This window comes from Streptomyces sp. NPDC053673 (assembly GCF_055585225.1).
In genome coordinates, this window is the sequence record NZ_JBVJKN010000014.1 from 133201 (window position 1) to 153941 (window position 20741).

The 20741-nt window shown below is 72.0% G+C and carries 19 protein-coding genes and 1 tRNA gene; 7 read left to right on the top strand and 13 right to left on the bottom strand.

Features of this window, described 5'->3' with window-relative positions; genetic code table 11:
• Positions 1–311 precede the first annotated feature (311 nt).
• Positions 312–1847, bottom strand: a complete 1536-nt coding sequence (locus tag ACZ6ZQ_RS21160) for an RDD family protein (RefSeq protein ID WP_469770048.1) — start codon at positions 1845–1847, stop codon at positions 312–314.
• Positions 1848–2112: 265 nt separating this feature from the next.
• On the opposite strand from ACZ6ZQ_RS21160, the gene ACZ6ZQ_RS21165 reads away from it, so the two are divergent.
• Positions 2113–2589 (top strand): SsgA family sporulation/cell division regulator, encoded by a 477-nt coding sequence (locus ACZ6ZQ_RS21165; RefSeq protein WP_469770049.1) that lies wholly within the window; start codon positions 2113–2115, stop codon positions 2587–2589.
• A gap of 132 nt (positions 2590–2721) precedes the next feature.
• Here ACZ6ZQ_RS21165 and ACZ6ZQ_RS21170 read toward each other — a convergent pair whose 3' ends face one another.
• Complete coding sequence (locus ACZ6ZQ_RS21170) at positions 2722–3108, bottom strand: VOC family protein (protein WP_469770050.1); 387 nt, start codon at positions 3106–3108, stop codon at positions 2722–2724.
• Positions 3109–3192: 84 nt separating this feature from the next.
• A complete protein-coding gene (locus ACZ6ZQ_RS21175) occupies positions 3193–4560 on the bottom strand; it encodes an FAD-binding oxidoreductase (RefSeq protein WP_469770051.1) in 1368 nt (455 codons plus the stop codon).
• A gap of 107 nt (positions 4561–4667) precedes the next feature.
• Between ACZ6ZQ_RS21175 and ACZ6ZQ_RS21180 the strand changes: the two genes are divergently transcribed.
• Positions 4668–6329 (top strand): tetratricopeptide repeat protein, encoded by a 1662-nt coding sequence (locus ACZ6ZQ_RS21180; protein ID WP_469770052.1) that lies wholly within the window; start codon positions 4668–4670, stop codon positions 6327–6329.
• A 255-nt stretch (positions 6330–6584) separates the two neighbouring features.
• Here the strand turns inward: ACZ6ZQ_RS21180 and nthA are convergent, their stop codons facing one another.
• The 4 genes from nthA to hppD form a co-directional block, all read right to left on the bottom strand.
• Positions 6585–7172 (bottom strand): nitrile hydratase subunit alpha, encoded by a 588-nt coding sequence (gene nthA, locus ACZ6ZQ_RS21185; protein ID WP_469770053.1) that lies wholly within the window; start codon positions 7170–7172, stop codon positions 6585–6587.
• A complete protein-coding gene (locus ACZ6ZQ_RS21190; protein ID WP_469770054.1) occupies positions 7169–7447 on the bottom strand; it encodes an SH3-like domain-containing protein in 279 nt (92 codons plus the stop codon). The genes nthA and ACZ6ZQ_RS21190 overlap by 4 nt, the downstream gene beginning before the upstream one ends.
• Complete coding sequence (locus ACZ6ZQ_RS21195) at positions 7440–7721, bottom strand: hypothetical protein (protein WP_469770055.1); 282 nt, start codon at positions 7719–7721, stop codon at positions 7440–7442. Before ACZ6ZQ_RS21195 ends, ACZ6ZQ_RS21190 begins: the two co-directional genes overlap by 8 nt.
• A gap of 149 nt (positions 7722–7870) precedes the next feature.
• The gene (gene hppD, locus ACZ6ZQ_RS21200; protein ID WP_453668212.1) at positions 7871–9016 is read right to left on the bottom strand and encodes a 4-hydroxyphenylpyruvate dioxygenase; all 1146 of its coding nucleotides are present in this window, start codon (positions 9014–9016) and stop codon (positions 7871–7873) included.
• 122 nt (positions 9017–9138) lie between these two features.
• Between hppD and ACZ6ZQ_RS21205 the strand changes: the two genes are divergently transcribed.
• Complete coding sequence (locus tag ACZ6ZQ_RS21205) at positions 9139–9612, top strand: Lrp/AsnC family transcriptional regulator (protein ID WP_453668213.1); 474 nt, start codon at positions 9139–9141, stop codon at positions 9610–9612.
• A 115-nt stretch (positions 9613–9727) separates the two neighbouring features.
• On the opposite strand, the gene ACZ6ZQ_RS21210 is transcribed toward ACZ6ZQ_RS21205, so the two are convergent.
• From ACZ6ZQ_RS21210 to ACZ6ZQ_RS21235, 6 genes are all read right to left on the bottom strand, one after another.
• The gene (locus tag ACZ6ZQ_RS21210; protein WP_469770056.1) at positions 9728–10525 is read right to left on the bottom strand and encodes a S16 family serine protease; all 798 of its coding nucleotides are present in this window, start codon (positions 10523–10525) and stop codon (positions 9728–9730) included.
• A 136-nt stretch (positions 10526–10661) separates the two neighbouring features.
• Positions 10662–11303: an IclR family transcriptional regulator gene (locus ACZ6ZQ_RS21215; RefSeq protein WP_266373770.1), complete on the bottom strand. Its 642-nt coding sequence runs from the start codon at positions 11301–11303 to the stop codon at positions 10662–10664.
• A 414-nt stretch (positions 11304–11717) separates the two neighbouring features.
• Positions 11718–13502, bottom strand: a complete 1785-nt coding sequence (locus ACZ6ZQ_RS21220) for a DEAD/DEAH box helicase (RefSeq protein ID WP_469770057.1) — start codon at positions 13500–13502, stop codon at positions 11718–11720.
• A 150-nt stretch (positions 13503–13652) separates the two neighbouring features.
• Positions 13653–14048, bottom strand: a complete 396-nt coding sequence (locus tag ACZ6ZQ_RS21225) for a type II toxin-antitoxin system death-on-curing family toxin (RefSeq protein ID WP_453668839.1) — start codon at positions 14046–14048, stop codon at positions 13653–13655.
• On the bottom strand, positions 14045–14245 hold the full coding sequence (locus ACZ6ZQ_RS21230) for a hypothetical protein (RefSeq protein ID WP_453668838.1): 201 nt from the start codon (positions 14243–14245) through the stop codon (positions 14045–14047). The genes ACZ6ZQ_RS21225 and ACZ6ZQ_RS21230 overlap by 4 nt, the downstream gene beginning before the upstream one ends.
• Before the next feature lie 298 nt (positions 14246–14543).
• The gene (locus ACZ6ZQ_RS21235; RefSeq protein WP_469770058.1) at positions 14544–15986 is read right to left on the bottom strand and encodes an MFS transporter; all 1443 of its coding nucleotides are present in this window, start codon (positions 15984–15986) and stop codon (positions 14544–14546) included.
• 292 nt (positions 15987–16278) lie between these two features.
• Here ACZ6ZQ_RS21235 and ACZ6ZQ_RS21240 point away from each other — a divergent pair.
• The 4 genes from ACZ6ZQ_RS21240 to ACZ6ZQ_RS21255 all read left to right on the top strand — a co-directional run.
• A tRNA-Cys gene (locus ACZ6ZQ_RS21240) sits at positions 16279–16350 on the top strand.
• Between the two features lie 272 nt (positions 16351–16622).
• Positions 16623–17507 carry a protein kinase family protein gene (locus ACZ6ZQ_RS21245; RefSeq protein ID WP_469770059.1) on the top strand — a complete coding sequence of 295 codons (885 nt, stop codon included), beginning with the start codon at positions 16623–16625 and terminating at the stop codon, positions 17505–17507.
• Between the two features lie 2 nt (positions 17508–17509).
• Complete coding sequence (locus ACZ6ZQ_RS21250) at positions 17510–19756, top strand: protein kinase domain-containing protein (RefSeq protein ID WP_469770060.1); 2247 nt, start codon at positions 17510–17512, stop codon at positions 19754–19756.
• 11 nt (positions 19757–19767) lie between these two features.
• Positions 19768–20741: serine/threonine-protein kinase (locus tag ACZ6ZQ_RS21255; protein ID WP_469770061.1), on the top strand; the 974-nt coding region annotated here is incomplete at its 3' end.

Sequence of the window (20741 nt, forward strand, 5' to 3'; positions counted from 1 at the left end):
GGGCCCCGCTCCTGGAGGCGGAGGCGGAGGCGCACCGTACGGAGGACCCCCACCCGGCGGAGGCCCGCCGGGGGGCGGCTGACCCCAGGGTGGCGGACCGCCCGGAGGCGGCGGCGGCTCCTGCGATCCCTGCGGCTCCTGCGGCCTCTTGCGGAACGGGTCGTCCTCGGGCTGCGGGCCGGGCGGCTGGTCGTTGCTCATGGGGGCAGTGCACCCCGCCCGGCCAGGTCCCGCAACGGCTCAGTGCCGTTCGGGGGACCCTCGGGGCCAGAGGGCCGACAGGGCGTCAGCCGGAGTGCCGGCCCGGTACGTCAGCCGGCCACGAACGTGTGCGCCGCCTTGTCGTGCCAGCACTGCCGCCACGGCCGGTCGAAGAGGCACCAGAGCACGTTGACGACGCCGATGAGGAGCACGCCCAGCACCCCGTGCACCAGCCAGCGGCGCAGCGCGGCGCCGAACTGCGGGGGCCCGTGCGACTCGATGTCCCGCACCTCCAGGCCCAGCAGCTTCTTGCCGAGCGTCCAGCCCCATTTCGCGGTCGGCAGTGCCTCGTACAGCGCTCCGAGTACAAGCAGCGCGGCGAACGCGATACCGAACTGGGTGGCGGTCGTACCGTCGAGCAGCCACACGGTGACCGTCTCGCCGGACATCTTCGCCGCCTGGATCTTGTCGTCGATGTGCGTCAGCGCCTTGGAGACGAACGGGAAGGACACCGCTCCGGCGAGTGCGCCCAGCACGACCGTGTCGATCAGCCGGGCCACGAACCGCTTGCCGAGGCCGGCCGGGCGGGCCGCGGCCTGAGCCTGCGCCGCCTGCAGGAAGGGGTCGTTGACCGGGGGCTTCCACGGCACGACCGGCGGTTCATCGGTCTGCTGCTGCGCGAGCCGGTGCACCTGCTGGGCCCACGAAGCGGATCCGCCGCCCGCCCCGGCGGACAGAGGCGGCTGCTGCTGCGCGGGGACCTGGGGCTGTGCCTGCTGCTGCGGCTGCGGGTGCAGCTGCTGAGCCTGGGGCTGTTGCGGAGCCTGCGGCTGCTGCGGCTGCTGCGGCTGCGGCTGCGGCTGCGGCGTCATCGTACGGATCGCCATCGTGCCCTCGGCGGGCGGCGTACCGCCCTGCGGGCGCTGGGCGCGGATGGTGACGGTGCCGTCGGTGACCGGCTGTGCCTCATCGGCCCCGGCCCCGCCCACGCTGCGCACGCCCGGGAGCGCGCCCCCGGTCGGGTCCGCCTGCGCGGCGTCGGAGCGATCCGCCGCCTGGCCGGCGGCTCGGTCGAACCGGACCCCGGGCGTGCGGTCCGCGGCCGGGCCCGCCGTGCGCGGGTCCTGCGCTGCCGCCGCGCCGCCTGCGCGGGAGTCCGGGCGTCCGCCCGCCGCCGCGTCTCCGGGAAGCCGGTCCCAGGCCTGGCCGGCGGTCGGGGCCGAACTGTCCGTGCCGGCTCCCGGCGCACTGCCCGCGCGGGGGTCCTGCGCAGGTGAGCCCCAGGAGACCCGGCGGTCGCGGTCGCCGCCGAAGCCGGTCTGGCGGGAGGCGTCGGCCTGCCAGGCGGAGGAGGGCTCGGGGCGGACGTCGGCAGACGCCTCCGGGTCCTCGTCCAGGAAGACGGGGCCGGTCTCCTCGACCGACGGGACCGACGGAACAGCCGGGACGGCTGGGGCGACCGGGGTGCCGGCCGCCGCAGCCGCGGGCGGCGACGGCATCGCCTCGCCGTCCTTCGGTGCCGGCCGGCTCGTACCCGGCACCCAGGAAGCACCGTTCCAGTAACGGACATATCCGGGGATGGACGGATCGGGGTAGTAGCCGGGCGTGGGGCTGCCATCGCCGGTTGCCGGGGTTGGGGCGCTCATCACCGTGGTCCCGTATCTCCTGGAAGGCGTCGAGGGTATCGAGGGCGTCGACTCAAGGGTCCACATCTATCAGACCGTCGCACACACCTGGGCCCATCCCGCCCTAAGGACCACTTTCCGGTAACGCTGTGCCCCACCGGCACGCTCGTGTGCCATGTCACTGAGAAGTTGATGGCGAAAGTCGCGTAATAGTCGGCGGGGAAGGCGCTCTCTCCCTGCGTGGCCCGCTCCAGGGCCTCGTACCAGGAAAGGAAGTCGCACTCTCATGCACACCGTGGTGGAACGCGAGCTGGACCTCAAGCTGGTGCTGTCGCCGGATCACAGCACCCCTGTACCGGCCAGGCTGACCTACCGCACGGACGATCCGTACGCCGTGCACATCACCTTTCATGTCGGCTCCGAGCACCCCGTGTACTGGACCTTCGCCCGTGAACTGCTGGTCGAGGGGATCTTCCGGCCGTGCGGGCACGGCGACGTCCGTATCTGGCCGACCAAGGTCGAGGGGTGCAGCGTCATCCTGATCGCGCTGACGTCACCGGACGGCGACGCCCTGCTGGAGGCACCCTCCGCACAGGTGTCCGTTTGGCTGGAGCGGACGCTGCGGGCGGTGCCCCCGGGGGCGGAGTCGGAGCAGCTGGGGATCGACGACGAGCTGGCGGAGCTGCTCGCGCCGACTCCGGCGGACGATCTGTATCTGCGCGACCCGTGGCCGTCCGACGAGGCTCAGGACGGCGAGGCCTAGTCACGACGGGCCGGACACGGACCAGACGTGATCACACGTGATCACACGTGATCAGACGTGGATCAGACATGGGTCGGACACGGGTCGGGCTCGGGTCAGGCAGGTCAGGCCGGTCAGACAGGTCAGACAGCTTCAGACGTAGGTGTGAGTGATGAATTCGATGGAGTGGCCGTCGGGGTCGTCGACGTACACCCCGCGGCCGCCGAAGTGGTGGTTGATCTGCTGCGGCTCGGCGTGCATCGGGTCGGCCCAGTACGGGAGTTCCCGCTCCTTTATCCGGCCGAGGATCTCCTCGAACTCCTCGTCGGAGACGAGGAACGCCAGATGCTGGGAGACGATGTCCCTCTCCGTCTCCGCCCCCTCGTCGAGGTAGTCGAGCGTGACTCCGTTGGCCAGCGGGACGCTGGCGAAGGGGCCGAAGGGTTTCGGCTCGGGTGCGTCGATCAGCTCGGTGAGGAAACGGGCACCGGCGAAGCGGTCGCGGCTGTGGACGATGGTGTGGTCAAGGCGTGCGGACACGGCTCCTCCTTCTTCATCGTGTCCTTTCACGCTATGCGGGGAGCTGCGTCCGTACCATCGGGCGTTGGTCCTGGTCCGGAGGTCTCAGAAGATCTTGCCCGGGTTGAGGATGCCGAGGGGGTCGAAGGTCTGCTTGATGCCGCGCTGCAACTCGATGCCCACCGGGCCGAGTTCACGGGCGAGCCACTCCTTCTTCAGTACGCCCACGCCGTGTTCGCCGGTGATCGTGCCGCCGAGCTCCAGGCCGAGGGCCATGATCTCGTCGAACGACTCACGGGCGCGCCGGGATTCATCGGGGTCGGTGTGGTCGAAGCAGACGACGGGGTGGGTGTTGCCGTCGCCCGCGTGCGCGCAGACGCCGATGGTGAGGTCGTACTTCTCCGCGATGGCCGCCGTGCCGTCGAGCATCGCGGCGAGCCGGGAACGCGGTACGCAGACGTCGTCGATCATCGTCGCGGATTTGACGGTCTCCAGGGCGGTGAGCGAGAGCCGGCGCGCCTGGAGCAGCATTTCGGACTCGGCCGCGTCCTCGGCGGGGACGACCTGGGTGGCTCCGGCCGCCGTGCACAGCTCGCCGACCGCGGCCAGGTCGGGAGCGGGGTCGGGGGTGTCGAAGGCGGCGAGCAGCAGCGCCTCGGTGGTGTCGGGGAGGCCCATCTGCGCCATCTTGTTGACAGCACGGATGGTCGTACGGTCCATGAGTTCCAGGAGCGAGGGGGTGTGGCCGCGCTCCATGATCGCGCAGACGGCTTCGCAGGCGGTGACCGCGGAGGGGAATTCCGCGGCGAGTACGAGCTGCTGGGGCGGTTGCGGCTTGAGCGCGAGAACGGCTTTGACAACGATGCCCAGGCTGCCCTCGGAGCCGACGAAGAGTCGGGTGAGGTCGTATCCGGCGACCCCCTTGGCGGTGCGGCGGCCGGTGCTGAGGAGACGGCCGTCGGCGAGGACGACGTCGAGGCCGAGGACGTACTCGGCGGTCACGCCGTACTTGACGCAGCACAGTCCGCCGGAAGCCGTGCCGATGTTGCCGCCGATGGTGCACATCTCCCAGCTGGAGGGGTCCGGCGGGTAGTACAGACCGTGCTCGCCCACGGCACGCGACAGTGTCGCGTTGATGACTCCGGGCTCGACGACCGCGATCCGGTCCACCGGGCTGATCTCCAGGATCCGGTCCATTTTGACGAGTGAGAGCACGATGCAGTCGTCCGAGGCGTTGGCGGCCCCGGACAGTCCGGTGCGGGCGCCCTGCGGGACGACCGGGACGCGCAGGGCGGTCGCGGTGCGCATGATGTGCTGGACCTGCTCGACCGTGCGCGGCAGGACGACGACGGCGGGGGTGCCCGCGTCGCAGAAGCTCGCCATGTCGTTGGCGTACGAGGCCGTGACGTCCGGGTCGGTGATCAGTGCTTCGGCGGGCAGACCCGTGCGCAGCCGTGCGAGGAGTTCGTCCATGATCCCAGCCTGGCACCCGGGGCCATCGGTGTGAACCCGCCCGCGATCCGCGTCGCGCCGCCGAGTGTGCTCTTCGTATTGACGGACGACTGGCGCAGAGTGACGCCATGAAGACGCGATATGCGCCAAACATCCGGAATGTCATGGTCGCCTCGTTGGTCGCCGGGGCGCTGGTCGGCGGGGTCATGGTGTTCGGCCCCGACAGGGATGACGACGCCTCACCGCCCGCGGGGGGCGCTGCGGCGCGGGCGATGCTCGCGGCGAGCGTCGGGGCGCCGGCGTCGCTGCACGAGCTGTCGGCACTGATCGGGGAGCAGGAGAAGTGGCTGCGCAGACACCCGGGCGACGACTACTCGTGGGCGGTTCTCGGTTCGGCGTATGTGGCGCGGGGGACGCTGGCCGGGGACACCGCGTACTTCCCGAAGGCCCACAAGGCGCTGAAGCGTTCGCTGACGGCGCTGCCGGGTAACCAGGGCAACCTCGACGCGCAACTGGGGATGGCGGCGCTGGCGAACGCGGAGCGGGACTACCGAGCGGCCAAGCGGTGGGGCGAGGGTGTGCGGGCGCGGGCGCCGAAGCGGTGGACGGCCTATCCGGTGCTGATCGACGCGTACAACGGGCTCGGCGAGTACTCGGCCGCGCAGAAGGCCACGGAGAAGCTGGTGGCCCTGCGGCCCTCCGCCGCCCCGGCCCTGGCGCGCCGGGCCCAGATGTACCGCGACCGCGGCCGGCCGGAGGACGCGGCAGCCATGGCGTACGACGCGATGACGCACTCGGGCAGCCCGGCGGAGAAGGCGATGTCCCTGCACCGGCTGGGCGAGCTGGCGTGGGAGCGGGGCGAGCCGGCGGAGGCGGTCGGGTACTACGACTCGGCGCTGCGGATCGATTCCGGGCACCATCCGTCGCTGGTGGGGCGGGGGCGGGCACTCGCGGCGCTGGGTCGCAAGGGCGAGGCGTTCCGGGACTACCAGGACGCGCTGGAAAAGCTGCCGCTGGCGGAGTACGCGCTGGAGGCCGGCGAACTGTACGAGTCGATGAAGCTCGACGGTGACGCCCGTACGCAGTACGCGAACGTGCGCAGGCTCGCGCGGGAGGCGCGGAAGAACGGCGCGAGCGAGGAGCTGACGCTCGCGCGGTACGAAGCGGACCACGGGGACGCGAAGGCGGCGGTGGCCCGGCTCGGGCGGGAGTGGAAGCGCGGGCACCGGAGTGTGTACGTGTCGGACGCACTGGGATGGGCGCTGTTCCGGGCGGGACGGGCGGAGGAAGGGCTGAAGTACGCGAAGCGTGCGACAGCCTCGCTCGACATGCGGAACGCGCTGTTCTTGTACCACCGGGGCGAGATCGAGCGCTCACTCGGCCAGGACGGCCCGGCCCGGCGGCATCTGGCGGCGGCGCTGCGCGTCAATCCGTACTTCTCCCCGCTGCTGGTGGGGCCGGCGAAGCGGACTCTCGCGGCGCTGGGCGAGCCCGCGCCGGGCGGCCCGGTGGACGTCGAGGGCGAGCCCTGGACGACGACGGAGCCCTCGGAGGACGAGGAGTCTGCGGAGTCGGCGGATTCCGAGGAGTCCGAGGATTCCGAGGAGTCCGAGGAGGAGGCGTCCGAGGAATCTGCGGAGCCTTCGGAGGACGAGGCGTCCGAGGGGGAGGCATCACAGGAGGAGGAATCGTCGGAGGCCTCCGAGTCCCCTGAGGCCTTCGAATCTCCCGAGTCGTCGGAGCCCGAGTCGTCCCCGACGCCGTTGGTGCCGGATCCGTCGCAGGGCTGACGAACACGTGCCCCCGCCACGGGGATTGCGGGGATTGCGGGGCGGGGGCACAGCGCCGAGCCCTTCTTGGCGGGGCGCCCGCACGCCCCCCGACCCCGGACGCGGGCGGGGAGACACGCCGGCCCGAGTACACGAGGAAGCGCCGGGGAGCTTCCTCCCCAACCCCGAGCCCAGGCGGGGAAACCCACCGGCCCGAGGCCGCCGGGGGCGCCGGGGCGCCGGGGCGCCGGGGGTACTCCTACCCCCCCGGCATCGTCACAGCACCGCTGTGCCGATGAGGGCGTTGCGCGGGATGAGCGCGGCGAGTGCGGCCTCGGCCAGGTCCTCCGTACCGGCGGGGCGGACGGGGAGGACCATGTAGCGGGTTTCCGCGGTGGAGTCCCAGACCGTGATGCGGGTGGTGGCCGGGAGGTGGAGGCCGAACTCCGCGAGCACGGCGCGGGGCTCGCGGACCACGCGGGACCGGTACGCCTCGCTCTTGTACCAGCTGGGGGACGGGCCGAGCAGCCGGACCGGGTAGCAGGAGCAGAGCGTGCAGACGATGACGTTGTGGGTGTCCGCGGTGTTCTCGACGACGCGCAGCCGCTGTGGCTGGACTCCGCCGGCGGACAGGCCTAGTTCGGCGACGGCGGAGGTGCCGTCGGCGAGGAGACGGGCGCGGAAGGCGGGGTCGGTCCAGGCGCGGGCGACGACACGCGCGCCGTTCGCCGGGGAGGCGCCCGTCAGGAAGGCGTCGAGCACCTCGTCGAGCGCGGCGCCCGCGACGAGGCCGCGCTCCTCCAGGAGCGTCTCCAGGCGGCGTACCTGGCGGGAGATCACCGCGTCGGTGTGCTGGCCGGTCACGACTGGTCGTCCTCCAGATAGCTCTCGAACAGGTCGAGTACGACGTGGTGGTCGCCCGCGCCCCACAGGTCCCGGGCGGCGAATCTGACCGCGTACACCTGTTCCCGGGGCGCGTCGCCCGTCCCGCACGCGTTCCGGTCGGCGAGGAGCGCGGGGCCCTCCGGCTCGACGACGGTGCCGTGTTTTCCGCGGGCGTAGCGCGGCAGGCGGGTGTGGTGCGGGGGGTCGTGGTGGACGGTGCGTACGCGCGCGCCGGTGCGGAAACGGTCAGTCATCGAGCTCGCCCGCCTCGATGACGCCCTTGCGCTCCAGGAGCGTACGGATCGCGAAGAACCAGCGTTCGTAGTACGACGCCGCCAGATACTCGGCCGGCGCCATGGACTCGGTCGCGTCGCGGAACTCGTCGAGGTTGTACACCTTGCGGGCGATGAGCGCGGAGTTGAGCGCGAAGACCCGGGCCTCCCAGTCGGCGTGGAAGGGCTCGGTGTCGTCGGCGGTGTCGATGGGCCCGAAGCCCTGCAGCCCTCCGACGTCATTGATCCTTGCCATACGCCGACCATAACGGCCTGCGGCGGTGCGGGCAGGAAAAGCCGTCGGCCTGCGGCTCCACGGGGTCAGGACCGTGGAGCCGCAGGCCGGTGAGGGACCCGGTGGCGGGACCCGGTGCGGGACCTCGTGCGGGTCAGCGGGTCAGCGGGTCACAGGTTTCCGCGCTTCTCCTGCTCGCGCTCGATCGCCTCGAAGAGCGCCTTGAAGTTGCCCTTGCCGAAGCCCATCGAGCCGTGCCGCTCGATGATCTCGAAGAAGACGGTCGGCCGGTCCTGGACCGGCTTGGTGAAGATCTGCAGCAGGTAGCCGTCCTCGTCGCGGTCGGCGAGGATCTTCAGCTCGCGCAGGGTCTCGATCGGCACGCGCGTGTCGCCGACCCACTCGCCGAGCGTGTCGTAGTACGAGTCGGGCGTGTCCAGGAACTGGACCCCGGCCGCGCGCATGCTGCGTACGGTCGCGACGATGTCGTTCGAGGCGAGCGCGATGTGCTGGACGCCGGCCCCGCCGTAGAACTCCAGGTACTCGTCGATCTGCGACTTCTTCTTCGCGATCGCGGGCTCGTTGATCGGGAACTTCACCTTGAGGGTGCCGTCCGCGACGACCTTCGACATCAGCGCCGAGTACTCGGTGGCGATGTCGTCGCCGACGAACTCCTTCATGTTGGTGAAGCCCATGACCTTGTTGTAGAAGGCCACCCACTCGTTCATCCGGCCGAGCTCGACATTGCCGACGCAGTGGTCGATGGCCTGGAAGGTCCGCTTGGCCGGGGGCTCGACGATCGGGTCGGCGGCGACGAAGCCGGGCAGATACGGGCCGTCGTAGCCGGACCGGTCCACGAGGGTGTGGCGGGTCTTGCCGTACGTGGCGATGGCGGCGAGGACAACCGTGCCGTGCTCGTCCTTGATCTCGTACGGCTCGGTGATGCCGCGGGCGCCGTGCTCGGTCGCGTACGCGTAGGCGGCGCGGGCGTCCGGCACCTCGATGGCCAGGTCGATCACGCCGTCGCCGTGCTCGGCGACGTGGTCGGCGAGGAAGCGGCCCCAGTCGGTGGCCGGCTTGATGACGGAGGTGAACACGAAGCGGGCCGCGCCGTTGGTCAGGACGTACGAGGCGGTCTCACGGCTGCCGGTCTCGGGTCCCGCGTAGGCGACGAGCTTCATGCCGAAGGCCGTGGAGTAGTAGTGCGCGGCCTGCTTGGCGTTGCCGACGGCGAAGACGACCGCGTCCATTCCCTTCACCGGGAAGGGGTCGGCCTGCCGGGCGGTGTGAGGGGTGTGATCCAGGGTCTCTGTCATGGCGGCAGACTCCCTCCCTTCCACAAGCTGCGCAATAGTTTGTGTATCGGCTGGGCAACCTGCTCAGCCTGCATCCGATTTGTTCGGGCTATCTGTACAGGATGACTACTCGGGAGGCTGCTGTGGCGATCGATCATCTGGACGGCAGGCTCATCGTGCTGCTCGCGCGGGAGCCGAGGATCGGCGTCCTGGAGGCCTCCCGCCGGCTCGGGGTGGCGCGCGGCACCGTCCAGGCGCGGCTGGACCGGCTTCAGTCGAACGGCGTCATCCGGGGCTTCGGCCCCGACGTCGATCCGGCGGCCCTCGGCTATCCGGTCACCGCGTTCGCGACGCTGGAGATCAAGCAGGGGCAAGGCGCCGACGTACGGGCCCATTTGGCCACCGTGCCCGAGGTGCTGGAGCTGCACACGACGACCGGCCACGGCGACATGCTCTGCCGGCTCGTCGCCCGCTCCAACGCCGACCTTCAGCGGGTGATCGACCGCGTCGTCGGCTTCGAGGGCATCGTGCGGGCGTCCACGGCGATCGTGATGGAGAACCCGGTGCCGCTGCGGATCATCCCGCTGGTGGAGCAGGCAGCGGAGGACGCCGGCTGACACCGTGTTCCCGTGCTGGCGGGAGATGGACACGGCTCCGGACGCCACGTCGTCCGAGCAACCCGGCAGGCGCCGGAAGGTGACAGGACCGGAAGCACCGGAAGCACCGACAGGATCAGCAGGAAGGAACCTGCCCGCCCTTCTCCAGCGCCTTGAGCGAGGCCACGGCGTCCTTCAGCTCCGTGACGGGGATCAGCTGCAGCCCGTCGGGGAGCTCGGCGTCGGCCGCAGCGCACTCGGCCTTCGGCACCAGGAAGACGGTCGCTCCGTCGCGCGCCGCCGCCTGCGTCTTCAGGGACACCCCGCCGACCGCGCCGACCTTGCCGTCGGCGTCGATCGTGCCCGTACCGGCGATGTTGCGGCCGGCGGTGAGATCGCCGCCCGCGCCGTCGCCTTCGAGCTTGTCCACGATGCCGAGCGAGAACATCAGACCGGCGCTGGGCCCGCCGACGTCCGCGAGGTTCAGCGTGACCTTCACACTGTCCGGGTTCTTCTTGAGATAGCCCAGGGCGGCCTGCACCGCGCTGTCCTGGGACTTCTCCATCTCGGCGGTGTTGTGCTTCTCGATCTCCTCGTCGGACTGCCCGGAGGGGTAGACGGAGTCGTGCGGCAGCACGGCACTGTCCGTACGGAACCAGGCGTCCACCACGTCCCCGAGATCGACGTCCACCGACGGCCCCGTCGCCAGGATCGTCGTCATCCGCAACTCCCCGTCCGTCTTGCGGACGGGCGCCCCGGTGATCGTGATCACCGGCTTCCCCTTGTCCGTCCCCAGCACATTCGTGGTCTGCCCCGGCTGGGCCACGGTGAACGGCAGCGGCGCGAGCCCCGCGACCAGGAGCAGCGCGCCGACGGGCAGGGCGCAGACGGCGAGAGCCCGGGGGCGCGAGAGACGATTGAGGCGAGAGAACACGGTGTCAATGTATCGGTCCCCCCACGGGGCCCGAACCGACCCCGGTCACGAGCAGGACCGGCCGCACCGGCCAGGGCGGGCCCGGCCCGAAGCAGTGCCGCGCCCGGGGCCGCCCCGGGGCCGGCGGCCCGGAACGTCAGCGCAGCGCGTCCGCGACCTCGCGGGCCGCGTCGACGACGCGGGGGCCCACGCGTTCGGGGACGGAGTCCGCGAGCATGACCACGCCCACGCTTCCCTCTATCCCCGTCACCCCGATGAGCGGCGCGGCCGCACCGCTCGCGCCCGCCTCCAGTTCGCCGTGGGTGAGGGTGTACGCGGGCTCGGTGAGACCGCCCTGACGGGCCGCGAGGATCGCCTTGCCCGCCGCGCCCCGGTCCAGCGGGTGGCGGAATCCGGCCCGGTATGCGACGTGGTAGTCCGTCCAGGTGGGTTCGACGACCGCGACCGCGAGCGCCTCCGCCCCGTCGACCAGCGTGAGATGGGCGGTGGCGCCGATGTCCTCGGCGAGCGAGCGCAGCGCGGGCAGCGCCGCCTCCCGTACCAGCGGATGCACCTGCCGGCCCAGGCGGAGCACGCCGAGCCCCACCCGGGCCCGGCCACCCAGGTCACGGCGGACCAGGGCGTGCTGTTCCAAGGTGGCCAGCAGACGGTAGACGACGGTCCTGTTGACGCCGAGCCGGTTGGACAACTCGGTGACGGTCAGGCCGTGGTCGGTGTCGGCGAGCAGTTTGAGGACACGCAGTCCCCTGTCGAGCGTCTGGGATGTCTCCGCGGTCACGACGCCCTCTCTTTCGAGGTGAGTGACGGCGACGCTCTCACGGTCCAGCGGCACCGGTCCCATCGGCGACGCACGGAGAGGCCGCCGGCAGGCCATGGCACACCGGCTGCGCTCCGCGGCGGCGCTGCCACGGGGCGTTTCATTGCGGGGAATGTAGCGACCCTGGTCCGCTCAGCGGAAGACCTCGTCCAGAATCCGGGCGCCAGGACCGTTTGGCACCCTTCTGCGGGCCATAAGTCCGGATGACCGGGGCGTCAGCCCTCGAGTGACCTTTTGGCGTCGGATACAGGCCTCGGATACAAGGTCCGGTACAGGCCGTCCGCCACGCCGGGAGGGCCCGGACGCGGTCGCGTCCGGGCCCTCCTCACAGCCGACGTGCCCACAGCCGACGTGCTCACAGCCGGCGTGGCGTCGTCACCGCATCCGCGTGGCCCACTCCTGCACCTTCTTGATCCGCTCCCGGATCTGCCCCGCCGTCGCCTCGGCGCTCGGCGGCCCCCCGCACACCCGGCGCAGCTCGGTGTGGATCACGCCGTGCGGCTTGCCGCTCTGATGGACGTACGCGCCCACCATCGTGTTCAGCTGCTTCCTCAGCTCCAGCAGTTCCTTGTGCGAGACCACCGGCCGCCGCTCGGCCGGCAGCTCCAGCAGGTCCGCCTCCTCGTCCGGCTTCTTGCGGCTGTGCGCGATCTGCCGCGCCTGCCGCTTCTGCAGCAGCAGCTGCACCTGGTCCGGCTCCAGCAACCCCGGGATACCGAGGTAGTCCTGCTCCTCCTCGCTCCCCGGGTGGGCCTGCATGCCGAACTCGGCGCCGTTGTACATCACCCGGTCGAAGACCGCGTCGGACTCCAGGGCCTCGAAGGGCAGCATGTCCTGCTCCCCGGTGTCCTCGTCCTGCTCCTTGTTCGCCTCGTCCATCTCCTTCTCGGACTCGGCGTACGGGTCTTCGTCCCCGTCCTTCTTCGGCCGGTCGAGCACGTGGTCGCGCTCGACCTCCATCTCATTGGCGAAGCCGAGCAGCATCGGGATGGTGGGCAGGAAGACGGACGCGGTCTCGCCGCGCCGCCGGGACCGTACGAAACGGCCGACGGCCTGGGCGAAGAAGAGCGGCGTCGAAATCGTCGTGGCGTAGACGCCCACCGCCAGCCGGGGTACGTCGACGCCTTCGGACACCATGCGGACCGCGACCATCCAGCGGTCCTCGTTCTCGCTGAACTCGTCGATCCGTTTCGACGCGCCCGCGTCGTCGGAGAGCACGACGGTCGCCTTCGTACCGGTTATCTCCCGGATGAGCTTGGCGTACGCGCGGGCCGAGTCCTGGTCGGAGGCGATGACAAGGCCGCCCGCGTCCGGGATCCCCTTCCTGACCTCGGTCAGCCGCTGGTCGGCGGCGCGCAGCACGTTCGGCATCCAGTCGCCGCGCGGATCGAGGGCGGTGCGCCAGGCCTGCGAGATGGCGTCCTTCGTCATCGGCTCGCCGAGCCGGGCGGCGATCTCGTCGCCGGCCTTGGTGCGCCAGCGCATGTTGCCGCTGTAGCTGAGGAAGATGACGGGCCGGACGACGCCGTCGCCGAGGGCGTTCCCGTAGCCGTACGTGTAGTCGGCGGCCGACCGGCGGATGCCGTCGTTCCCCTCCTCGTACGTGACGAAGGGGATCGGGTTGGTGTCGGACCTGAAGGGCGTACCGGTGAGGGCGAGGCGACGGGTCGCCGGCTCGAACGCCTCCAGGCACGCCTCGCCCCACGACTTGGAGTCACCGGCGTGGTGGATCTCGTCGAGGATGACGAGGGTCTTGCGCTGCTCGCTGCGGTTGCGGTGCAGCATCGGGCGTACGCCGACGCCGGCGTAGGTGACGGCGACGCCGTCGTACTCCTTGCTCAGCGGACCCGCGCTGTAGTCCGGGTCGAGCTTGATGCCTATCCGGGCCGCCGCGGCCGCCCACTGCTTCTTCAGATGCTCGGTCGGCGCGACCACGGTGATCTGCTGCACGACGTGGTGGTGCAGCAGCCAGGACGCGAGGGTGAGCGCGAAGGTCGTCTTACCGGCGCCGGGGGTCGCCACCGCGAGGAAGTCACGGGGCTGCTCCTGGATGTACTTCTCCATGGCGCCCTGCTGCCAGGCACGCAGCTTGCCGGCCGTACCCCACGGGGCACGGCCGGGGAAGGCGGGTGAGAGGTGGTGGGAGGCGGTAGTAGTCACGGTCTCCGGTTCGAGGCAGGGCTACGGCGTTACGTACGACAACCGGGCCACCCTACCGGTGCGGCCGCCCCGGGAAGGGCCTCACGGGGCCGGTCCGGGACGCGGTGAGACCCGCCTCACAGCCCCCGCCCACGGCGCGGGCGGCCGGGCTCACAGCGTGCGCAACACCGCCCCGATCGCCGCAGGATCGGTGAGCTCCCCGGCCGCGACAGCGACGACCAGGTCGTACGCCCGGTCCTGGTCGATGCCCGCCGGGTCGGCGCCGTTGAGTGCGAGGAAGACGGCGGCCGACAGCCAGGCCGTGCGCTTGTTGCCGTCGACGAACGGGTGGTTCGCGGCGATGGCGTGCAGCAGCGCGCCGGCCTGCTCGTACAGATCCGGGTACGCGGCGACCCCGTACATCCGTGCCCGTGGCCGGTGCACCGCCGACTCCAGCAGGCCGCCGGCCCGTAGCTCGGGCGGATGTCCGCCGAAGGCGATCCGGGCGATGCCGGTCACCTCGCTCACGGTGAGATGACGCGTCTGGCTCGTGGTCTGGTGGGTCATTCGCCAAGCCTCCTCAGCAGACCCGCGTGCTGCTGCGCCAGCCGCCCGGCCAGCGCGGCCAGCCGGTCGCTCTGCACCCGCAGATAGTGGTGCACCGCATCGTGCGCGAGCTCCTCCGCGCTCCGGTCCTGTGCGTCCGCGAGATCGTGGAGCGTGTCGCGTTCGGCATCGGTGAGGATGATCGTGAGCTCGTGCATGGCCCGATGCTAAGCGCGGCCCCGCGCCGCCGCGCGGCGAATTCCGCGACGGGCGCGGGACTAGGGCGTGTTTGAGAACTAGCGCCGTCCGCCCGTAGGGCGGGGCTCGCGGCGTCTGGTGCGTGCAATCGCAAGGCGGTGGGGGCACCTCCCAGCGGTAGCTGGGGGAGAGCATCCTCGTACTGGACGTACGTGGATGACTCCGACAACGCAGCGTGGGGGCACCTCCCGTGCCCGAAGGACTACGGGGGAGTGCGTGTCAGGCGTCGCGAGCCAGGCGGGAGTTCTCAAACACGGCCTAGGGCCGGTTGTGGAGGCGCGTCGCCACCCATGCGCCGAGCAGCGCGACCACCGCCATGGGAAGGAACACCGCGGCGAAGGCGGCCGGGTGGGACGCGGTCGCGGCGGCCGCCGTACGGGCGCCGGCCGCACCGCCGCCGAGGGCTGCGAAGGCCGCGCCGCCCGCGGCCAGGAGCAGGACGTTCGACAGGCCGTCGGAGATCTGGAGGGCGGCGGAGTTGGTGCCCGACTCCTCCGGGGCCGACAGCTTCAGCAGCAGGACGCTCGTCGACGAGATGACCAGGCCCATGCCGAAGCAGCCCCAGCCCCACGCGACGCCGACGGTCCACACCGGCACGGACGCGATCAGCACGCTGGGCGCGGCCGCTATCGCCGCCGCGACGAGCACCATGCCAGTCACCACCAGCCGCTCCCGGTACGGCTCCAGGCGCGGCCTGGACTGGACGAACGACCCCAGCGCCCAGGTCGCACCGCCCACCGCGAGCGACAGCCCGGCGAGCGTCGGCGACAACCCTCGCTGGGCGACCAGCATCAGCGGTACGAACGACTCGGCCGCGATGAACGACCCGGCCGCCACGCCCCGCAGGAGCACCACCGACGGCAGCCCGCGCGCGGCGCGGTACGTGCCGCGCGGCAGCAAACCCAGTGCCGCGGGTACCAGGAGCGCGGTGCCCAGGGCCCCGGGTACGAGCGACAGCCACCGCAGGTCCTGGGCTGCGTACTGCAGCAGCCCGGCGCCCAGTGAGATCCCGAGGGCGAGCCGGATCCGCCGCGCGTCGAACGGCGCCGGGGGCGCCGTCGGGTCGACGGGCCCGGACGCCCGCCGCCGTATCGCGGGCAGCGCGAGCGCGAGCGGGACGACGACCAGGACCGGGATGCCGATGAACACCCACCGCCAGCCGAGCTGTTCGGTGACCGTTCCGGACGCGAGCGGCCCCACCACGGACGGGATCACCCAGCTCGCGGCGAACGCCGCGATGATCGGCGGCCGCAGCCGCTCCGGGTAGGCGCGGCCGATGACGACGTACAACGCGACGATCACCAGCCCGCCGCCCAGCCCCTGGACGGCGCGTCCGCCGATGAACTGCCACATCGTCGATGCCGACCCGGACAGCAGCAGCCCGGCGGCGAACGACGAGATCCCGGCGGTCAGCGCCCCGAGCGGCCCGCTGCGGTCGGCCCATTGCCCGGACAGCACCATCGCGAACAGGCTGGTCGTGAAGTACGCGGAGAACGCGAACGCGTACAGCCCCACCCCGTCCAGCTCCCGCGCCGCCACCGGCATCGCCGTCCCGACGGCGGTCGCCTCGAACGCGATCAGCAGGACGACGGAGACGATGCCGATGCTGAGTGCCCGGTAGCTGCGACCGAGGACGCCGCCGTCGTCAGCGGGGTCGGCGACGCTGACGTCGAGGTGCTGGCGCGATTCGAGGGCTGTCATGCCCCCAGCGTAAGGGGCGTCGTACTGGTTGGCCCCTGTCGCGGGGCGGGGCTCCAGTCGTCCCTTGGTCCTACGCCGCGGGCTTACGACCACGGACAACGACCTAATGACCCGCGGGCCATGGCCACGGCCACGGGTCACGGTCACGGAACATGGGTCACGCCGACGGGCGCGGCTACGGGCCCGGCGACGGGCCACCATGAACGGCGTATGGCAGTCGTATTGCAGCCCTGGCGCCGCCCTTGAGCGGGGTCCGGGGCCGCCCCTACGGTCGATGCATCGAGGAACACACGACCGTGTGCCCGAGTGGTTGAGGGACTCGCCTGCAAAGCGGGTTACGCGGGTTCGATTCCCGCCACGGTCTCAATCGCCTGACCAGGCAAAGCAAAAGGGCGGCACCCGGAAGGGGTGCCGCCCTTCTGGTTGTCCGTCTCAGTTCCCGTCTCAGTTGATCACGGGCTCTGCTGCGGTGCCCGCCGCCCAGGCCCGCAACCGACGACGGCGGACCATGGAGCGCCCTGCCGGCACCGGCACCGGCCCCTCCCTCGCCCACATCCGCCCGCACCCGCCCGCACCCGCCTCAGCAGCCCCTCAGTAGGCTCCTGTTGCTCAACAGCAACAGAGGGGGATTCGCACATGGAACGACCACGCCTGAACTCACCGCGTGGTATCGGCCCGTATGCGCTCCTCACCCGTCTCGATCCTCCGGGTCCGTACGATTCGTACGTCCCCCACCGTCGCTTCATCGCGCGACGCACCGACGGCGAGCGCACCGTCCTGCTCAGCACTCCGCTCCCGGGCGCGGATCCGGCCCGGTTCGCGGTCGAGGCCGAGGCATCGCAGCGCCTGTTCGGCCCGTGGGTCTCGCCGGTGGCCGAGCTCGCGCCGCCGGGAGAAGCCCCCTGGTACGCGTCCCCGTACCTGCCCGCGCTGCCCCTCCCCATCGCACTCTCGGTCCACGGCGGGCCACTTCCGGAGCAGTCGGTGCGCGCGCTCGGCGCGGCGGTGGCCGAGACACTCGCCACCGCCCATGCCCAGGGCCTCACCCATGCCGGTGTCTCCCCGGCCGCCGTGCTCCTGACGGGCGACGGCCCCCGGCTGACCTGCTTCGGCGCGGTACGGGCCGCCGCACCGGACGGCGAGCGGCGCGCCGGTCTGCCGGGACTGGAGCCCGGCAGCCTCGCCCCGGAACAGGCGGCGGGCGGCCGCCCCCGCCCACCCGGCGACATCTACGCCCTGGGTGCGGTGCTCGCGTACGCGGCCACGGGCCACACCGTCCCCGAGCGCTCCGAACTCCCCGCGGCCCTGCGCCCCTTGGTCTCCGCCTGCCTGACCAGGGACCCGGCGAACCGCCCCACCGCGCCTGCCGTCCTCACCGAGCTGGCACCCCCCACCCCGCACGCCACCGTGCTCACGTCCGCGGGCCCGCTCCTCACCCCCGGCTGGCTCCCCGGCCGCATCGTCGCCGCCCTCGCCCGCCAGTCCGCGGAGATGCTCTCCGCCGAAATCAGGACGCCCTGACCATGCCCTCCCCACTCACCCACGACGACCCCCAGCACCTGTCCGGGTATCTGCTGACGGCCCGACTCGGCAGTGGCGGCATGGGCACGGTCTATCTCGCCCGGTCCCCCGGCGGCCGCACCGTCGCTCTCAAGACCATGCACGCGGCCATCGCCACCGACCCCGCCGCGCGGACCCGCTTCCGCCTGGAGACCGACGCCGCCCGCATCATCGGCTCCCAGCACGGCGCCGCCGTCGTCGACGCCGACCCGCTGGCCGAAACCCCCTGGCTCGCCACGGAGTACGTACTCGGCCCGCCCCTCGACGAAGCCGTCTCGCTCTGCGGTCCCCTCCCCGAGCCCACCGTCCGCGCCCTCGGCGCCGCGCTCGCCGGAGCGCTCGGCCAGCTCCACTCCTCCGACGTCGTACACCGCGACCTCAAGCCCTCGAACGTCATGATCACGGCGTACGGTCCCAAGGTCATCGACTTCGGCATCGCCCGCGCGGCCGGCGACGACCGTCTGACGCGCGTGGGCGCCGCGGCGGGCACCCCGGCGTTCATGTCTCCCGAGCAGGCCACGGGCCAGGAGCACACTCCCGCGGGTGACGTCTTCGCCCTCGCCGGCGTCCTGGTGTACGCGGCCACCGGCCACGGCCCCTTCGGCGCCGGCCAGGCCGCGGACCTCCTCTATCGCGTGCGCTACGCCGACCCGGACCTGACGGACGTACCCGCGTCCCTGGCGCCGCTGCTCCTGCGCTGTCTCGCCAAGGACCCTTCGCAGCGCCCCACCACGGCGCAGCTCGCCGCCGGACTCCACGACGGGCGCGGCGAGTTCGCGGATCACCTGCCGGACGTGCTCCTCGCGGAGATCGCCCGGCGGGCGACGGAGGTCTGGCAGTACGCCCCTTACCGACTGCCGGCCCCGGACGTGGTGCCGCTCCCCGAGACCGTCCCGGACACCGGGCCGGCCGCCATGAGCCGGCGCAGGCTGCTGGCCGTGTCCGGCGGATCGGCCCTCGCGCTGGTGGCCGTCGGCGCCGGTGCCTGGTCGTGGCTCCGCAGAACCGGGGGCCAAGGAGGTGGACCCGGCGGTGGATCCGGCGGCGGCACGGCGCTGCCTACGGGTGCACCACCGCCGGGCCCTCTTCCGACGACTCCCGCGGTCGAGCGCCAGGCCTGGGGCAGGCGTGCCACGCGCACGAAGGGCAGCCCGGCCGTGCTCGCCCCGCTTCCGGCCGGTGAGATCGTCGCGATGGCGACAGGCGACGGACTGCTCGGGCTGGCGGCATTGAGCGGTGAGCGCCGCTGGCTCGTGGGGGCGGTGAAGGACCCCCGGCACGTCCACACGGACGGCAAGCAGATCCACGTACTGCTCCCCAGTGGCGCACACGGTCATCGGCTGTCGCTCCACACCGTGGATCCCGTCGACGGCCGGACGTCCCCGGCCGCCCCGTTCGCGAAGTCCGCCGCACCCGTGCAGCAGGCCGCGCTGCTGAGGGTCGCCGACGGCACGGCGTACCTCGCCTCGGCGAGGGCGGGGAGCGCAGAAAGCGCGGGGAGCTGGAGCGTCGCGGCTTTCGACGTCCGTACGGGCAGGGAGAAGTGGAGCTCGCCCCTGCGTGCGTACGACGTCGGGAGCGCCGACGACCTCATCGTCACCGCCCTCACCGGCGGCCGGCTGATCCTGCGCCGGCCGGCGCAGAACGGCGGCGGCCTCGACGTCAGCGCCCTGGACGTGCGGACGGGCAGACCGCTGTGGGCGACCACGGTGCCCGGGGAGCGGACCCGGGACGCCGCGCTCGCACCGAACGGTCTCGCCGCGGACGACAAGCACGTGTACGTGGGTGGCAGCCGCCTCCAGGCGCTCCGGCTGAGCGACGGCGCCGTCGCCTGGACGTTCGGAGCGGGCCGCCCGGCGGGCTCGTACGGCACGCCGGCCCTGCGGGGCGGAGTGGTGTACGCGGCGGAGAAGGACATGGGCGTCGTGGTCGTGGGCGCCGCCGAAGGGAAGCTCCGGTGGGAGACGGAGACCAAAAGGGCTCCCGAGCTGACGGTCCCGCCCGCCGTGAACGGCGAATACGTCTTCGTCACGGCCGGCGGCAGCGTCTGCGTCGTCAACCTCCGCACCCACGCTCAGGAATGGGCCTTCTCCAGGAGCTCACGGAGCCTCACCCTCCACGAGCCTGCCAAGCGCCTCGTCCTCACGGACGGCGAGGAGGTCATCGCCGTCAACCTCACCTTCGTCAAGTCCCCTGCGGGCCCCTCATGAAAGACTCTCGGATGAACCCTCTCGGCCCCGGCGACCCGCTCCGGCTCGGCCCCTATCGCCTCGTCGGAGTGCTCGGTGCCGGGGGCATGGGCAAGGTGTACTTCGGCCACGACAGCCAGGGCCGGGCCGCAGCCGTCAAGGTCCTGCTGCCCCAGCTCGCCCATGACCAGCACATGGTGCAGCGCTTTCTGCGCGAGGCGGAGGCCGCCCGGGCCGTCACCGGCCAGGGTGTCGCACGGGTCCTGGCCGCCCAGACCGAGGGCGGCCGTCTCTGGATCGCCTCGGAGTTCCTCGCGGGACCGACCCTGGAGCAGGCTGTCGCCGCCTACGGGCCGCTCCCCGACGAGGCCCTGCGCGCCCTCGCCGCCGCCCTCGCCGAGACACTCCGGACCATCCACGCCACCGGCCTGATCCACCGCGACCTCAAGCCCGCGAACATCGTGCTGACCTCCTCCGGCCCGCGCGTCATCGATTTCGGCATCGCGCGACCCGAGCACGGGCTCACGCTCACCACCACGGGCCAGGCCCCGGTGACGCCCGGCTTCGGCGCACCCGAGCAGGTGCTGGGGCAGCGCGTCGGTCCGGCAGCGGACGTCTTTTCCCTCGGGGCCGTCCTGGCGTACGCGGCAAGCGGTGTACGGGCGTACTCCGGTGGCCATGTGGCCGCCGTGCAGTACGAAGTGGTCCACGGGGAGCCGGACCTGAGCGGGGTCCCGGAACCGCTGCGCCCGCTCATCGGCCCGTGCCTGGCGAAGGATCCCGCGTCGCGGCCCTCCCCCGATCAGATCCGTGCGGCCTTCGCGCCGCCGCGGCGCCCCGAACGGATCTGGCGGCAGGGCCCGTTGGCCACCGACATCAAGCAGCGGGAGACCGGTGCACAGCAGTGGTCGACGCTCCCCGGCACGGTCGTGGCGCAGCCTCCCGGCCGCCGCAGGTTCCTGACCGGGCTCGCGGCCGGAGCCGCCGTACTGGCCGCCGGAGGCGC

What these genes read in the sequence shown, in the direction of transcription:
- ACZ6ZQ_RS21160 (WP_469770048.1), bottom strand. Translation starts at nt 1,847, where the DNA reads ATGAGCGCCCCAACCCCGGCAACCGGCGATGGCAGCCCCACGCCCGGC.
- ACZ6ZQ_RS21165 (WP_469770049.1), top strand. Translation starts at nt 2,113, where the DNA reads ATGCACACCGTGGTGGAACGCGAGCTGGACCTCAAGCTGGTGCTGTCG.
- ACZ6ZQ_RS21175 (WP_469770051.1), bottom strand. Translation starts at nt 4,560, where the DNA reads ATGGACGAACTCCTCGCACGGCTGCGCACGGGTCTGCCCGCCGAAGCA.
- ACZ6ZQ_RS21180 (WP_469770052.1), top strand. Translation starts at nt 4,668, where the DNA reads ATGAAGACGCGATATGCGCCAAACATCCGGAATGTCATGGTCGCCTCG.
- ACZ6ZQ_RS21190 (WP_469770054.1), bottom strand. Translation starts at nt 7,447, where the DNA reads ATGACTGACCGTTTCCGCACCGGCGCGCGCGTACGCACCGTCCACCAC.
- ACZ6ZQ_RS21195 (WP_469770055.1), bottom strand. Translation starts at nt 7,721, where the DNA reads ATGGCAAGGATCAATGACGTCGGAGGGCTGCAGGGCTTCGGGCCCATC.
- hppD (WP_453668212.1), bottom strand. Translation starts at nt 9,016, where the DNA reads ATGACAGAGACCCTGGATCACACCCCTCACACCGCCCGGCAGGCCGAC.
- ACZ6ZQ_RS21225 (WP_453668839.1), bottom strand. Translation starts at nt 14,048, where the DNA reads ATGACCCACCAGACCACGAGCCAGACGCGTCATCTCACCGTGAGCGAG.
- ACZ6ZQ_RS21230 (WP_453668838.1), bottom strand. Translation starts at nt 14,245, where the DNA reads ATGCACGAGCTCACGATCATCCTCACCGATGCCGAACGCGACACGCTC.
- ACZ6ZQ_RS21235 (WP_469770058.1), bottom strand. Translation starts at nt 15,986, where the DNA reads ATGACAGCCCTCGAATCGCGCCAGCACCTCGACGTCAGCGTCGCCGAC.
- ACZ6ZQ_RS21245 (WP_469770059.1), top strand. Translation starts at nt 16,623, where the DNA reads ATGGAACGACCACGCCTGAACTCACCGCGTGGTATCGGCCCGTATGCG.
- ACZ6ZQ_RS21250 (WP_469770060.1), top strand. Translation starts at nt 17,510, where the DNA reads ATGCCCTCCCCACTCACCCACGACGACCCCCAGCACCTGTCCGGGTAT.